The following is a 15444-nucleotide window of genomic DNA, read 5'->3' on the forward strand; positions in this document are numbered from 1 at the left end:
TAAATAAAACATTTTTAAAAATATCATAAAAAATTAATTAATTGATGTCAGTATCATATAGGTTTTTATATGAATTAATTGTTAGAGAAGTATTTCAATTATTTTTCAGTAAAAGTCATAACCATATCGAAACTTAAGGAGTTATCAATGTCAGTTGAAGTTAGAAAATTATTTTCAAAGGGGCTGGTTGTCAGTGCTTTGTCTTCGTTATTTGCGGTAAATGCCTATGCGCAATTTTTTCAGGCGCTGCCGGAAACTAAACCCATGAATGGCTATGCTCTGTGGTTTGCACCCCATTTTGATTTTGATTCCGATGGATGTTTACCTGATGCCGGGATATCAAGAGACGGTCAGCAAAATGGCGGGCTGAAGAATTCAGGTTCAATCACCGGTGGATGTCGCCACAGCGGCTTTATGAATTTATCGAATACCTACCACCGTTATGTGTGTAAAACGACCAATGCGACTTATTGCGCGCATGTATATGCCCTTTATTTCCAAAAAGATCAGGCGGTTGCGGGAACTGATGCTTTCGGACACCGTCATGACTGGGAATATACCGTGGTCTGGACCCGTAATGGCCAGCCAACTCATTTCAGTACCAGTGCACATGGCAAACTTTCTACCAAAGCCTGGAAAGATGTGCCTAAAGACGGAAATCATCCGAAAGCGGTTTATCATAAAGATGGCGGCCTGACTCATGCGTTCCGTATGGCGAAGTGGGGAGAGAGCAAGGCTGAAAACCCAACAGGAAAGTGGGTGCGTCCACCGCTTGCCAGCTTCTATACCATGAAGGGGAATGTCGGTAATAAAAAGCTGACAGAGAACCTGAGTAAATTCGATTATGTCCGGGCCAATGTGCCGGTTACCCATGAGCATATGCTGAGTGCTGTAAACCGCTTTAAGCCATCAGGCTACCCATCCTGGTCTTCTCAGGATATGTGGAACTCTAAATAATATATTGATTCATCTGTATTAAACATAAAATGACCGGTGGAGGGTGAGATAACCCTTCATCGTTATTTATAATAAGCAAGGTTAAATTTATAATGAGCAGTTGGTTTATTTATATTCTGTTTGTTTAATTTTTGTTTTTTTGGATGTATTGATATAAATTAAAATAATATTAGGGGTTTTTTGTGTGCGGAAAAAAATACCATGTGCTATTTTTTATTAGTTTGTTAATTAATAGTTTGTTAATTTTGTTTATTATGTATCCGGGATTTATTGATAATTTTCCTGAGATCCATCGGAGTAACATTAACCCCCCGGAAAAAGAGAGTTCTTCCGGTGAACCGGTGGTCGATCCTGATGAACACATTTTGTTGACGCAGTGGGTCAGTGAGCAGGCAAAAGAAAAACTGGCTCAGGAATCATTGCTTGGTCAATCTGACGATGAGCCGGTATTTACACCGTCGATCTATCGTCAGGATCTGCAGACGTTGATCAGCCACCTGGAAAAAGGTCAGTTTACACAGGAAGAGCTGGAAGCGATTCAGGAAAGCATTCTGAAAAATGAGGAAGCAGCTAACTTAACTATGGAGACTATTTTGTCCTCCGGCGCTTCTTACGATACAAAGTCGGTGTTGATTGAGATGTTATCTTCCCGTGCTGATCCACTGGCGATGAATTTTGCAATGGAACTACTGCAGAACCAGAGTGGTTCGCTGCAGGAACTCGGGGGTGATCTGGCAACCCGGATGATTCGTAACGGGAAGGCCCCGCAAATGCTGGAATCCGTTATCTGGGGAAGTTACGCACCGGAGACAAAGCCGGTTGTTCGGATGGTCATTCATAGTGTGGGAAATTTATCTGTACAGGATGACAGTAAACGTCAGGTCACCCGCTTACTGGACGATTATATAGTCAATGGTGATGAAACATTTAAACCGGCAGCTCTAACCAGTCTGGCGGCGCTGGAAGCAGATAATGCTGAAGCACTGAATCAGCTGGCGGATCGTTATCTCGATGATAAAAATGAAGATATGAGACTGGCTGCGATTCAGACACTATATAATCTGAAACGTGGCAAATTAGCCTCAGATGTACAAAGTAAACTGTCAGAACTGTCCAATGATACCAGTCAGTCTTATTATCTTCGCAGTGCAGCACTGCAAATTTTGGGTGATTTTGTGGAGTCCGGTCAGAAGGGTTTGCAATAACGCATATCTGTATCTATCCCCCGACAGAACAGAGAAAAAGTACACACATTATTCAAAGTGTGCTTTTTCTCATCAGTGAAGCGTGCTTTTTAATCATCTGATAAAAAAAATGAAAATTATAGTTGACTCAATTTTTCATTTGGGTAGAGTACGCATCGTTCTCTGAGCAGTGAGAGAGCGAAACACCTCGTCTTGTTGAAGACATTGATGGTGCTACCATCGCATATATGCGTTGCCCTGGTGGTGGAATTGGTAGACACAAGGGATTTAAAATCCCTCGGCGTTCGCGCTGTGCCGGTTCAAGTCCGGCCCGGGGCACCATCTTATCCTTTCTGTATATTATATTGTGGCGTGTTGGCAGAGTGGCTATGCAGCGGATTGCAAATCCGTGGACCTCGGTTCGACTCCGGGACGCGCCTCCATTTCCCCTGATGTTCAAAGTTTTGAATATTGACTTTTCATCTGTCATCAAAAAAATCTTTATTTCTTATATACTTGCTCATTAAATGATATGAGAATGGTCTGATGATCCAACTGATGAAAGAGCGCCCCAGACGGATAATTGTGGGTGTATTTTCATAGATTCTTCCGTTATAGAGCCAGAGTAGCTTTCCGACATGCCAATAAATAAAAGGGATAGGCGGAAGGAAGGTGACGATATCTATGTCACAACAGATCCTGTAGGTTTTATGTTTGAGCCGGTAGTTTTTATGGAAACGCCAGTTACCAATCGCAGGCTGACCAAATGTGACAATTCGTTTGACCGATTTGGGAAAGTGATGTTCAACATAGTCAGCAACCACACATGCAATTGCTCCGCCGGATGAATGACCGGTAAATGAAATACGTTTTCCTTTCCGAATCAGTGGAAAAAGTATACTTTCCAGACGCGCCATGACGCTGAGCCCCAGTTTATCTTCATTTCTGGCGGGCAGGCTTTCCTGCTGAAGCAGATAATACATGCCGGCATGTATACTGTAATCGAGACTGAAGTTCTCACAGCTTTTCAGCCATACGGCAAGGTTTATCATCCAGTCTGAAGGGGAATGCGAGCCTTTGAATACCACAATGACCTCTTCCCGGTGGCTGCTCCACAGGACTCTGATCATAATTTTGCCGGAACGGTTTCTGATAATTCTTTGCCCGCCGGGATCAAAACCATAACGGGTATGTTTGAAAACCCGGGGATAAGCCAGCTTACACAAAACAGCATAACGTTCATATTGGTAGCGTTTTAATGGTTTCACAGTATTTGGACAGGTGACTGACAATTAAGAGTGCGTTGTTTTGAAAGTAGTTCGTCAATGTGAATATTTGATGAAATGTCAGCGGAGGCGGTAAATAATGTGGTTGTACGAGGCAATAAAAGAATGTGCTTGAAGCAGCGCAGGTACGCGGGCCTGTTGATCTTTCGCGTACATGTTTGCTGTCCTTTTAGATTCAACAAAAATTGTACCCAAAAGGTCAACAGACCCTGAGGATTATTTTTTACCCTGAGTTTGCTGTTTATCCTGCTCAGTCAGTTCTTTAATCCTGCGGCTGATATCACGGCGTTCTTTGGAAATTTCCGCGCTTTTAATAATGTGATCATCGACACGATCTTCATAGTCACCTTTCATATTCTTAACGATCGCAATGATTTCTTCCTGGCTCATATCTGCTTTGATGTAGTCCATCAGGTTTTCCAGCAGATCAACACGTTTACGGTTGTCGCGAACCTTCTTCTCATTATCAACCAGTTCACGTTTCAGTTTGTTTTTACGACGTGCTAATGAAACGATTTCAAATACGCTGCTCATAAGTCTATTTCTCACTAAGTTGTTAAGATAAAGTTGTTAAAATACATATCCAAGATATCTCTGACATACCTGAATTTGCAATAGTATCTGATAATTTGTCTCATTGTTGCCTCTCGGCAACAGTTTCCCCTTCCTGAGACGGGGTCATATAGTGTGATTAAATCATATCAGCTACTTAACTGACAGTCCTGAGATCAATCTAAGGTGTGCCTGCGTAACAATTGAACGAACAGATGGCAATTATTTGTGTTCTGGCTGAGACGCTATATTATGTTGAGACGTTTATCAACCTGGTAAATTATTGAATGCCTTTCTTAGTAGGTAACCATTCTGAAAATATACAATTACCTGAGGTGAAAAAGTCCAGAGACAAGCTGAAGAAGTCTTACCTTCAGGCCAGAAAAGCAGCAGGAAGAATCAGGATTGAACTGAATCGTTCCCGGGTGATTATACTTGATGAAGACGGGCAGATGGTTAAGTCAGATTTGTTGCGTGATCATTGATAGCTGCTGAACTTTGATGGTCGGTTTTTGTTCGTACTGAACGCACTTCACGGTGGGGAGAAGCATGATGAAATATGAATTAAATACTGTTGAAGCAAGGGTGATTGGTTGTTTACTCGAAAAGTCAGTGACAACACCGGATTATTACCCGCTAACCTTAAATGGTCTGACAACCGCATGTAATCAGAAAAGTAATCGTGAACCGGTCATGAATTTGTCTGAAGCTGAAGTGCTTGATGTTGTTGAAGGCCTGAGAGGTCGTCACTTAGTCAGTGATGAGAGTGGCTTTAACCAGCGGACAAGTAAATATCAGCACCGTTTTTGTAATACAGAGTTTGGTGATTTACAGCTGGATGAACAGGAACTGGGATTTATCTGCTGTCTGCTGTTACGTGGCGCTCAAACGCCCGGAGAACTCCGGACCCGGACGAACCGGTTGTGTACGCTGACGGATGTAAAAGAAGCGGAAGCCGTACTGGAACGTTTGATCGAAAAAGGGTTTGTTGCTTCTTTGCCCCGGGAAGCGGGAAAGAGAGAAATCCGTTATCGACAGACTTTTACACCGGACGATGTTGCTTTTTCATCAGAGGAACAGGCTCCGTCACTTTATCCGGAGGCTGAATTATCCCGTCTTGATCAGCTTGAACAGGAAGTCGGCGAGTTAAGAGCAGAACTTCAGGCTTTGAAAGAGATCGTTCATGAACTGGCAAAATAAACATACGTGAAATAAAGTGAGTCAACATAACAGCTGGTGGATCTACCTGATCAGGACTTCCCGGCATGCATTATATTGTGGTATTACGACCAATGTTGAGCGTCGTTTTGCGGAGCATCAGTCCGGGCGCGGGGCCAAAGCATTAAGGGGAAAAGCTCCCCTGAAACTGGTTTGGTCTCAGCCTGTAGCTTCCCGTCAGGAAGCCCTTCGTTTCGAGGCGAGAATAAAGAAATTGCCCAAGGTAAAAAAAGAGCAGATTGTTGCTGAAAATTTACTATTGTCACAAGTTTTTCCTTTCCACTCATAAGCCATTATTCAACGATTCGTTATTTTTATACTAACCTTTAATTGACAGTCATTGTTAAGAAATAGATTGCTGTTCATGAATTTTAACTACAGAAAGGGCGGTAATGACCCTTATGTCATTAAGAGAGTAATTATGGTTAAGTTGGTTCGGCTTATCTGCGTCATGATTGGCGTGTTGTATTGGTCTGGCGCGAATGCCCAGGGGAATTACTGGCAATATAATGAATTTCTCAATGCATTTCCTCATCAAAAAGCGTTAACAAATCAGCTTGAAAATGAAGTTGGCAGCCCACCGGTTCATCTGAATTTTATTCAGACCCACCCGATTTCAATTTCAGTGATCTACCCGGGACAACAAATTTCTGACTATTGGAGCCGGAATATTAAAGCGTTTGAACTCCGGTTAAAAGAGTTGGGTGTTCAGTATCATATTCATCAGCTGTTTACGCGTCCGAATATGGATATTCGTCAGCAAAGTCAGTCGCTGATGGAAGCATTAAGAAATAAGTCAGATTATCTGATTTTTACTCTGGATACAGCAAGACACAGAAAATTTATCGAACATGTATTAGGGTCTTCGAAAACCAAGCTGATTTTGCAGAATATCACGACACCGGTACGCAGCTGGAAAGCGCGTCAACCGTTATTATATGTCGGGTTTGACCATCAAACCGGTTCTTTAAAACTGGCGCATTACTTCAAGAAAAAACTGAATCCCGGTGCCCGCTATTCTATGCTTTATTTCTCTCCCGGATATATCAGTGAAGCCAGGGGAGATACTTTTATTCAGGCGATGGGAAAACATTATCAGCTGGTTTCTTCATTTTATACTCAGGCGAACCAACAAAGCAGCTATAATATCACCCTGGATAATATCAAACGGAATCCCGATATAAATTTGTTATATGCCTGCTCAACTGATGTGGCCTTAGGTGCGGTTAAAGCCTTGAATAAAGTCGGGCGAAACGATGATGTTTTAGTGAATGGCTGGGGTGGTGGTTCCGCTGAGCTGGAAGCTATTTCACGGGGTGATCTTGATGTGACCGTTATGAGAATGAATGATGATACAGGTGTTGCCATGGCTGAAGCCATTAAATGGGATCTGGAAGGAAAAGAAGTGCCGACAGTTTACTCCGGTAGTTTTGAACTTGTATCCAGTAAAGATTCTCCGGAAAAAATTAAGCAGTTGAAAAAACGTGCCTTTCGATATTCCGACCGTTAAACACAAGAGAAAGATATGGTAAACGATAAAGTCCGGTCCAGCTCTGTCAGGAAAAAGCTCAATATTGCGACCTATTTTACGCGCGCAATTATGATTGTCATTGGTATCCTGACCTTTGGTGTTTTGTTTCAAAGCTATCAGTTCAGCAGTGAGTTGATAGCCCGTGAAGTGAAGAGAATTAACGGGCAGACATCGGACTTTATCCAGGAAATTCTGGATTTCCAGCTTGCTTTAATCAAAACCCACCAGGACAGCAATGCAACCAACTCAGAGCTGCTGGAAGCGGTTATCCGGCATGCTGATACAGAGATTATGCAGTTTTTTGCAGCAGTTGATCAGCTGGATCCGGAAAATACCCCGGACATTCGTTTTATCAGCGGGCTCAATGAAAAAATGTGGGATGACGGCAATGCGGAGTTTTACGGTATCGCGCCCTCTGATCTGCAACGCCTGTCCGGACAAATGAATCTCAACGGGAGCTGGCGGTTGGTGAGTATACCTTCCGTTCTGGAAACCATTTATGCCTTTGCCCGGAAAATTCCGTTAATTAGTATTCGCAACGGTGAAGTGATTGGTTATTTCTATGTGCTTTCCGTGGTCAATAATAACTATGTTTTATCTGAACACATCCGGGAAAGCAGCCATTTGCAGGATCTGATTTTTGCTGTGGGGTCTGATGTGCTTGCTTCAACCCTGAATGGGACAGAATCCTATACTGAGTTTGATCTGCTGCATGCCGGAGATATGTCGGGTCTGAAAGACTTATATACCGTGAGCCAAACGACTCTGTCTGTGAATCATGTTCCGACTCCGCTGGCTGTTTATGCTGTCAACAGCAATCATAATATTGTCGAATTAAAAAGAAATTTTTATTTCAGTATTATTTTTATTGTTGTCGCGATGGGCATGTTGTCATTTGTATTATGGCGCTGGCTGAACAAAAGTATTCGTTTTGAAATTGATAAACTGGTTCAGTTTATTCACAGTATTGTTGATAAGGGAGTAAAGCATACATTTCACGGCTCTAAAATTGAAGAGTTTGATTTATTTGGCCGTGCTTTAGAACATACATTCAAGCGATTTTCGGAACAGGAAAAGCAGTTTGAAAATTTATTTAATTACTCGGTATCACCCACGATTTTGTGGGGAATGAATGGCCATTTAATTCGTATGAATCCGGCTGCTTTTTCCCATTTCTCTGAAGCTGCCCATACCAGCCGTTTCAGATCACTGAAAGATCTGTTATTGCCGGAGATTGAGAAAATCCTTTATACGGAAAAACATCAGTTAGATGAAATTACCACTGAAATTGAAGACAGAATTTTCCGCTGGACGATTTCTCCGATTATTCATGAAGGCCGGGTCGAATCTGTGTTGACTCAGGGGCAGGATGTCACAAGTATTGCTGAGGCAGAAAGAGAAAGTCATCAGGCCAGAAGTGAAGCAGAGAGGGCTGCGAACGCCAGAGCAGATTTTCTGGCAAGAATGAGTCATGAAGTAAGAACGCCACTGAATGGTATTTTAGGTGTCGCTCAGTTATTAAAAGATAATGCCACTGATGCCAAACAAAGTGAGCAGGTTGGTGTTTTGTGTTTATGTAGTGAGCATTTGCTGGCGGTTTTAAATGATATTCTTGATTTTTCCAAAATTGAACAAAATAAATTTAAAATAAGCAATGTACGTTTTTATTTAATGGATACGATTCATGTTGTTGATCGGATTTACCGGCCGCTGTGTGAAGAAAAATCTGTTGAATTTCATATTTCAACCAATATTCACCACAATCTGGTGGTATGCAGTGATCAGGTCAGACTGAATCAAATTATATTTAACCTGTTAAATAATGCGGTGAAATTTACTCACCATGGCAGAATCAGTATTTCATTAAATTTATTCAGTACTGCCAGTGAAGATAAAGAACATTTTCATGTTTGTGTTCAGGACACGGGAGTCGGTATTAAAAATGATGATATCAGCCTTATTTTTGAACCATTTATCCAAAGTGAAACCACATCCATCCGGGAATATGGTGGCAGTGGTTTAGGTCTGGCAATTGTGAAAAATCTGGTTGAGTTAATGAATGGAACGATTACCGTTAATTCTGTGCTGGATGAAGGAAGCTGCTTCGAATTTACCATTCCAATCGATGTTGAGCACCAGCCTGAGCACAATCATGATGAAAACTTACTGGCGGGTCAGTCCAGGCTTCTTTTCGATAAAACGCTGGATGTATTACTGGTCGAGGACAATCATACCAACGCCTATATTGCCAAAGCTTTTTGTGACAAATTTGGTTTGAATGTGACATGGGTTGAAGATGGGCAGAAAGCCCTTGATACGGTAAAACGCCGTCCCTTTGATTTGATATTAATGGATAATCAGCTTCCCAAAATGGACGGGATTGAAGTGACTAAACGCATCAGAGAACAACTGGAGATGAGTGTGCCGGTATATGCCTGTACTGCAGATGATTCAGCTGAAACGCAACAGGCATTTCTGGATGCCGGGGCACAATATGTGTTGGTGAAACCCATTCGTGAAGAGAATCTTTATTCCGCTTTGGTTCATTTTAAAGAAGGGTTGGCAGCCCCGGAGACAAAGACGGCTCTGCGTTAATACTGTTTGCTGCCGGAAAGGCGGGGAAGAAGCAAGGCGTAAGATGAATGATGAACCGGTCAGTATGCCACCGACCGGTGGCGTGTATCAGAACTGGTATCTTACACCAAGAATAATTTGTGGCCCCCAAACGCCGTTGTTTGTCGTTTCCATATTCATTGATAGTTGCCCGGTGGAGTGAAACCTGATGCCGGCACCAACAACTGAATGACGATCCATTCTGCCGATTTTTCCGAACCCTTCCAGTTTGTCGGCAATCCATGTTCTTATACCCACACTCAATTCGACCAGCGTATCTGAGCCGCCACCATCATCTTTCGGGTATTTTATTTCGTGCAGTAACAGGTGTCCGAACATATCCGTTGTTGGTGCCACGGGCCCGTTAAAGCCGATTCCGCCGGCAAGATCCCAGTCATGATCGATCTGACTGTCTGCAGAAGCCCGCACATGGAAGTTATCGGTAATGTTCATACTGAATTCACTGCCGAAAGATTGAGGACTGCTACCGGTTCTGAATTCAAAATAGTTATAGTTAAAGTCAGCAGCTGATGCCCATGAGGAAGCTAAGACGAGCAGGCTGACGGGGATTTTCCTGAAGACGCGGTTTGTCATGAATTTACCTTTCAACGAATCCTGTGGTTGCCGAATTAAATCATTCCGGTGTTATCTGACTTTAGTGGCTGAAATTTGCCCGAATTGAGTATTTCAGCAGCAGTTCATCGTCAGCATCTTGATTAAAGTTCAATGAATCTCCGGAGTAACAGAAACAATTTCAATTTATACGAATCATACTCATATTCCAAGTTTTCACTGATATATCCTCTATACGCAATATCATTATTGGAATATGTATCATTGAAAACGTACCCGCTACATTGAAACCTGCATCTTCAGGTTGCTTGGGTATATGCGTATTTTAAGAACAATAATTCAGATACCGGAATTGTGTTTCTCAAAACCGGGCGCAGAAGGATGGATGATTTAAACACGTACGTCAAGCAGAGAACCGATCATGTCCTGATCACGCTGGATCATATTGGTCCCTATCCGGGCATATTGATTCGACTGATTGAGTTCATGTATCGCATTAATTTTATCCGGAGCCGGAGCCGAATATAAAGCAGACTGCTTATTTGTGTTTGGAAAAGCTTCCATTGGGGGGAGTTCAGGCTTAGCCTGCTCAACTTTCGGATAATCCTGCATGTGGGCCTGATTAAGCTCACGACTACTTCTGTCAGCCATTTGAGCTGATTGCTGAAGCATTTGGTAACCTGACTGAATTGCTGAAACCGGCATAATAAAATCCGCAAAACTACCATAAGTAAATTATAGCAGTTTTACCGGATACGATCAGAATAAACTATTGAGCATCTCAAGTTCTTCTTGCGTCAGCACGGGTTGAGAGGCCGGGTGTAATGACTCGTTGATTTCTGTCTGTAATGATTTCAGTTGAGATGTAGTCATCATCTTCAGCTGGGCTTTCACAGATTCAAATTGATTGTGAGATAATGATTTTGTCCGGGGAACAAAATACATATGCTTATTTTGGTAAGATGAAGTGTGCATAATTTTTCCGCCAACCAACAGTAATGACATCGATCTTAGAAAGATCACCGGAAATGATTGTCCATAAAATGTCATGTTAATGACAGAATTGTGAGTTGGCTCACCGCACCAGATGTTTACTCTGTTGGTTGTGTTTCCCCTTCAGGAAGATACAGCTTACCGGCTAAATGATGCAGTTCAGGTAAGATTCTGTGTATAAGATACAGCTGCTGTAAAACCAGTTGAACTGAACTGCCATCCTGTTCCCGCCAGGCTTCAAGCCGGGCTTTTAATCCTGCCTCTTCCGGGGGCGATAATTCGTGCCGTTTGCTTTGGCCCAGTAATTTATCAGCTAATGCTTCCAGATGCTGATGAATGGTCCGGTGTGCGTCCAGGATCAGCCTGTGAGTGATGTGATTGTCCAGGCGGGTTCTGTGTGCGCCTAAAGCAGAGATATAGCTTAACAGCGCGTGGTTGAGTGTCAGAAAGCGGAAACTTTCTTCTTCCGCTTTTTTATACTTATCCGGTTCTGCCAGCATGTTATTGATGGCCGTGGTTAATGCGGCATCCTGGTCATGCGCATTTCTGCGGGCAATCCGGTAGCGGAGCGTATCCTGTTTGCCTATCCGGTATTGGGCAATGATCTGATCGAGATAGTTTTTATTCGTCAGAATCGCTTCAGCCATCACCTGAGGCAGCCGGTCTGCCTGCCAGTCCGGGAGAATGTAAGTGACGGCAATGACTGCTAAGCCACAACCGATGAAGGTATCCGTTAACCGGGGCAGAATGATTTCCATGCCCGTACCGCTTTGATTAAAACAGAACAGCACCAGCATTGTGATAAATCCTGTTGCATATCCATATTTATTCAGCCTGAATACAAAAAACATGACCCCGGAAAAAACGATGAAAGCAAGCTGGACCTCATAAGAAGAGAACAGAGGCATCAGGGCACCACCGGCGATAAGCCCTGAGACCGTACCGATCACCCGCAGTCTGATTCTTTTTCTTGTCGCGGAGAAGTTAGGCTGACAGACAAACAGAGTTGTCAGTAATATCCAGTATCCGAGTTCCAGATGAAAGCTTTGCAGAATAATATAACCCGCCGTTAAAGCCAGCGACATTCTGACAGCATGGCGAAACAACAGTGATTCAGGATTCAGACTGGCCTGGATTCTTTGCCACATATTTTTCAGCGTATGCGGGTCTGTATCCGATAATTCACCTTCCATAAACTGATGTGCTTCCGGGTTCTCGATATTACACAGCTGCTTTTCAATTGTGGTCAGATTGTTGAATAAGTAATTGATTTGCGTTAACAGAGCATCGGGGATAGCTTCTTGCTGATGATTCAGGTGCTGAATGGACAACTGAAGTTCATCCAGTGCCAGTGCTGATGATGTTTGATGCTGATAGCTGTCGTTTGTTGCCAGGTCCCGCGCAATATCCCGGCAGGCTTTTGCCTGTTCAGCAAGTAAATATTTAAACCGGAACAAAATATCGGACCGGCTGAAATGATGGGTCAGTTCATAATAACGGGAGTGGGTTGAACTGATGCGTTCATGAATATCCTGTGCCAGAAAATAAATATTCAGAAAGTGATCACTGGTGGTCTGGAGGTGACCTTTCTTACAGTGTGCCAGTAAGGTGGCTTTACATTGATTCAGTGTCAGGACGATGGCTGTATTTAAGTTGGCTTCTTTAATCCGGTATGGCTGAATCTGAAAGCCGGACACCGGGTGGAACATTTCACTTTTCAGATCGAAGTAATCTGCCAGATTGAGGAATACATCACTCAGACTTTGCTGAATTGACTGGCTGGGAAACAGAAGCAGCCAGATGACAGAAAGCAGATAGTACCAGCAGGCGCCACTCAGTAATAATGCGGGTTGCAGCCAAAAGCTGGGATGCTCTGCGGCTGAAGTGCCAATCATAGTATAAACAGCGATGAGCAGAGAACCGAAAGCAATCGTTGCATATCTTGAGCTGATTGCACCGAGCATGATGAAGCTGAAAGTCGATAAAGCCAGCCCGGCTGCAAACAGAACCGGAGAATGAAAGAGCAGCTCAATCGATAAAGTTGCAATCAAAAAACACAATAACGTCAGACAAATGGCTTTGAGTCGTCCGGGTAAATTATCATTTTGTTCCGTCAGTGCCGCAGCAATAATGCCGAGAATTAACGGATTGATCCAGGTGGTCAGGCCATAAGACCCGGCCGGGATGATGGCACCTAAAAAAGCGATCAGAATTAATACTGTATGACGAAGCGTTTTTTTGACCCGGTGCTCCGGGAAATGTTCGAATAATTTCACTTTGTATTTATTACCGGACTAAACTGCGACCCAGAGTGAGGATACTACGTAATCAATATATATCAAAGAATAAGCCGGATGAAGGATGACAGAGACGGGTTATGCGTGAAAGATCAAGAAATCCTGAATTCTTTGTTTACAGTATATATGGTATATCTACGATAAAGCCTTTACAGCAAACGGGATTTTTATATGATGCAGCTACAGGCTGGCAGGACTGCACGATATTTTATATATGATGAATTTTGTCAGGTAGAGATTAAAGATGCATCTTTGATCATCCGTTCATCTGATGTCGAGGAAACTATCCCTTTTATGGTCTGGGATGGCTCGATACAAATGAACCGGGGAATTATATGGGGGCAGCTTCAGTTTTTTTCCCGTGAAAAGGAAGGTGTCCGTTATAGCTGGCTTGTTCAAGGCTTACCCTGGCATGAGTGTCGCCCCTTTGCTGAAAAAGCGCTGGCAGCCTATTCAGACTGGTATCAGCAGCAATCTGTCCGCTTTTCTTCTGTGATTCCGCAGTGGGATTATGAATTATTAAAACTGATATCATCGCCTGACTTTGTTTCTCATGCACAGTTTAATCAGTGGCATAATCTGGTGAGTAAAGATCTTGAGAAACTTGAGATGACCTTCGAGGAGCTGGTTGAACAATGTCCCGAAATTCCGGATATGATTATTTTCTGGTACAAAGACGGGGAAACAAATCTGGAAGAGCGGAATCAGCATTGGACAGATACTGAACGTTCACATTGGGCAGAATTATTTTCCTCCTTTGAATCTTCTCCGCTGAACCCCTCTCAACAATCCGCTGTTTTATTAAATGATAACAATAATCTGGTACTGGCAGGTGCTGGCTCGGGTAAGACCAGCGTGCTCTCGGCGAGGGTGGCCTATCTGATGAAAAGCCAGCTTGCAGATGCCGGTCAGATTCTGATGCTCTCTTTCGGCAGAGACGCTGCAGATGAAATGCGTTCCCGGTTAAACCTGCGGATTGGCCAGACAGCTCAGGCAGTGACCGTGAATACATTTCATCAGCTGGGTCTTTATATCATCAGAGAAGCCGAAGGTCAGGATGTACAGTTGTCCCCGGTTGCTGCTCAGGAAGAACAAAAACAAGCATGGATGGCGGAATGGCTGAAAAAACACTGGATGACGCCAACCAATTATAAACGCTGGCAAAAGCATTTGAATCAATGGCCGATTGCTTATATCAAAGGGGATGAAGATCTTGGAAGTCATGCGGAAAGCCCGCAGTTAATTGCCTGGCTTACCCGGCAGGTTGAGCAGCTGTCGTTATCCGGGATGAGTAAGAGAAGTATTCAGCAAAAGATGATTTCACGGGATGATTATTCCCGTTTAAATAGTGAACTGTCGCTGTGCTGGCCGTGCTATCAGGCATGGACACAAATGCTGAAAGAAACAGAGCAGATTGATTTTAACCTGATGATCACCAGAGCAACGGAGCATGTGAAGAAAAAACGGTTTAAGTCTCCCTGGCGGTTCATCATGGTGGATGAGTATCAGGATATTTCTCCGCCGAGGCTGGCGCTGCTTGAAGCTTTATGCGGGCAGCAAAAAAATCAGGGCAATCTTTATGCGGTCGGTGATGACTGGCAATCTATCTATCAGTTTACCGGCTCTGATGTGGATTTAACCACAAGATTCCGCCAGCGTTTTCCCGATTCGTCGGTGACTTATCTGGATACGACTTACCGTTTTAATCAGAAAATTGGAGAAGTTGCCAATCAGTTTGTCCAGGTGAATCCGAATCAGCTGCGGAAACCTCTGAACAGTTATCAGCAAAGTGATGATGATGCCGTATTTGTTATGTCCGGTCACCGTACAGAGGCGACACTTGAACAGCTGAACAGACAAGCAACAGAAAACAAATCGGTCTTATTGCTTGGGAGAAACCATTATCATCAGCCTGAGTTACTTGAAGACTGGCAGAAACGTTATACCCGGCTTGATATTCAGTTTATGACCTGTCATGCCAGTAAGGGGAAAGAAGCTGATTATGTCGTGATCACCGGGGTGGATGAAGGGCAGTTTCCGGCCAGAATAAAAATGACTCATCTGGATACCGCATTAAATGCGTCTGATGATGGGTTTCCCGATGCGGAGGAACGTCGTCTTTTCTATGTGGCGATGACCAGAGCGAAAGAAAAAGTATGGATAACTTACAATGCCAGCGGGTCGGCTTTTATCCGGGAACTGGCAGAAGGTCCATACTCTGTTGTTATTGAAAAATAAAC

At 43.3% G+C, this 15444-nt stretch carries 14 protein-coding genes and 2 tRNA genes; 10 read left to right on the forward strand and 6 right to left on the reverse strand.

Going from position 1 to position 15444, the window contains the following annotated elements; translation table 11 throughout:
- Positions 1-147 precede the first annotated feature (147 nt).
- The 4 genes from OC443_RS20830 (at position 148) to OC443_RS20845 (ending at position 2584) form a co-directional block, all read left to right on the forward strand.
- Positions 148-957, forward strand: a complete 810-nt coding sequence (locus OC443_RS20830) for an NPP1 family protein (protein ID WP_073580445.1) — start codon at positions 148-150, stop codon at positions 955-957.
- 203 nt (positions 958-1160) lie between these two features.
- Complete coding sequence (locus OC443_RS20835) at positions 1161-2162, forward strand: hypothetical protein (protein WP_262021782.1); 1002 nt, start codon at positions 1161-1163, stop codon at positions 2160-2162.
- 234 nt (positions 2163-2396) lie between these two features.
- Positions 2397-2483, forward strand: a tRNA-Leu gene (locus tag OC443_RS20840).
- 27 nt (positions 2484-2510) lie between these two features.
- Positions 2511-2584: transfer RNA gene (locus OC443_RS20845), tRNA-Cys, on the forward strand.
- A gap of 36 nt (positions 2585-2620) precedes the next feature.
- Here the strand turns inward: OC443_RS20845 and OC443_RS20850 are convergent.
- Together OC443_RS20850 and OC443_RS20855 are read right to left on the reverse strand one after the other, a co-directional pair.
- Positions 2621-3409 carry a lipase family protein gene (locus tag OC443_RS20850; RefSeq protein ID WP_073580481.1) on the reverse strand — a complete coding sequence of 263 codons (789 nt, stop codon included), beginning with the start codon at positions 3407-3409 and terminating at the stop codon, positions 2621-2623.
- 234 nt (positions 3410-3643) lie between these two features.
- Positions 3644-3961 carry a DUF496 family protein gene (locus tag OC443_RS20855; RefSeq protein ID WP_073580449.1) on the reverse strand — a complete coding sequence of 106 codons (318 nt, stop codon included), beginning with the start codon at positions 3959-3961 and terminating at the stop codon, positions 3644-3646.
- Between the two features lie 305 nt (positions 3962-4266).
- On the opposite strand from OC443_RS20855, the gene OC443_RS20860 reads away from it, so the two are divergent.
- The 5 genes from OC443_RS20860 (at position 4267) to OC443_RS20880 (ending at position 9323) form a co-directional block, all read left to right on the forward strand.
- Positions 4267-4464 carry a hypothetical protein gene (locus OC443_RS20860; protein ID WP_073580451.1) on the forward strand — a complete coding sequence of 66 codons (198 nt, stop codon included), beginning with the start codon at positions 4267-4269 and terminating at the stop codon, positions 4462-4464.
- A 67-nt stretch (positions 4465-4531) separates the two neighbouring features.
- Entirely contained in the window at positions 4532-5179 is a 648-nt protein-coding gene (locus OC443_RS20865; RefSeq protein ID WP_073580483.1) for a YceH family protein, read from the forward strand.
- Between the two features lie 16 nt (positions 5180-5195).
- Positions 5196-5486, forward strand: coding sequence for a GIY-YIG nuclease family protein (locus OC443_RS20870; protein WP_073580453.1), 291 nt, complete (start codon positions 5196-5198; stop codon positions 5484-5486).
- A gap of 132 nt (positions 5487-5618) precedes the next feature.
- On the forward strand, positions 5619-6707 hold the full coding sequence (locus tag OC443_RS20875; RefSeq protein ID WP_073580455.1) for a substrate-binding domain-containing protein: 1089 nt from the start codon (positions 5619-5621) through the stop codon (positions 6705-6707).
- A gap of 15 nt (positions 6708-6722) precedes the next feature.
- Positions 6723-9323, forward strand: a complete 2601-nt coding sequence (locus OC443_RS20880) for a LuxQ periplasmic sensor domain-containing protein (RefSeq protein WP_073580457.1) — start codon at positions 6723-6725, stop codon at positions 9321-9323.
- Positions 9324-9410: 87 nt separating this feature from the next.
- Here the strand turns inward: OC443_RS20880 and OC443_RS20885 are convergent, their stop codons facing one another.
- From OC443_RS20885 to yccS, 4 genes are all read right to left on the reverse strand, one after another.
- Positions 9411-9935 (reverse strand): hypothetical protein, encoded by a 525-nt coding sequence (locus OC443_RS20885; RefSeq protein WP_073580459.1) that lies wholly within the window; start codon positions 9933-9935, stop codon positions 9411-9413.
- 369 nt (positions 9936-10304) lie between these two features.
- The gene (locus OC443_RS20890) at positions 10305-10586 is read right to left on the reverse strand and encodes a hypothetical protein (RefSeq protein ID WP_262021783.1); all 282 of its coding nucleotides are present in this window, start codon (positions 10584-10586) and stop codon (positions 10305-10307) included.
- Between the two features lie 87 nt (positions 10587-10673).
- Positions 10674-10889, reverse strand: a complete 216-nt coding sequence (locus OC443_RS20895) for a hypothetical protein (protein WP_073580485.1) — start codon at positions 10887-10889, stop codon at positions 10674-10676.
- Between the two features lie 116 nt (positions 10890-11005).
- Positions 11006-13183, reverse strand: coding sequence for a YccS family putative transporter (gene yccS / locus OC443_RS20900; RefSeq protein ID WP_073580463.1), 2178 nt, complete (start codon positions 13181-13183; stop codon positions 11006-11008).
- A 195-nt stretch (positions 13184-13378) separates the two neighbouring features.
- Between yccS and helD the strand changes: the two genes are divergently transcribed.
- Positions 13379-15442, forward strand: a complete 2064-nt coding sequence (gene helD, locus OC443_RS20905) for a DNA helicase IV (protein WP_073580487.1) — start codon at positions 13379-13381, stop codon at positions 15440-15442.
- The last annotated feature ends 2 nt before the right edge of the window (positions 15443-15444 follow it).

The sequence above is a fragment of the Vibrio quintilis genome, assembly GCF_024529975.1.
GTDB classification, from domain to species: Bacteria; Pseudomonadota; Gammaproteobacteria; order Enterobacterales; family Vibrionaceae; genus Vibrio; species Vibrio quintilis.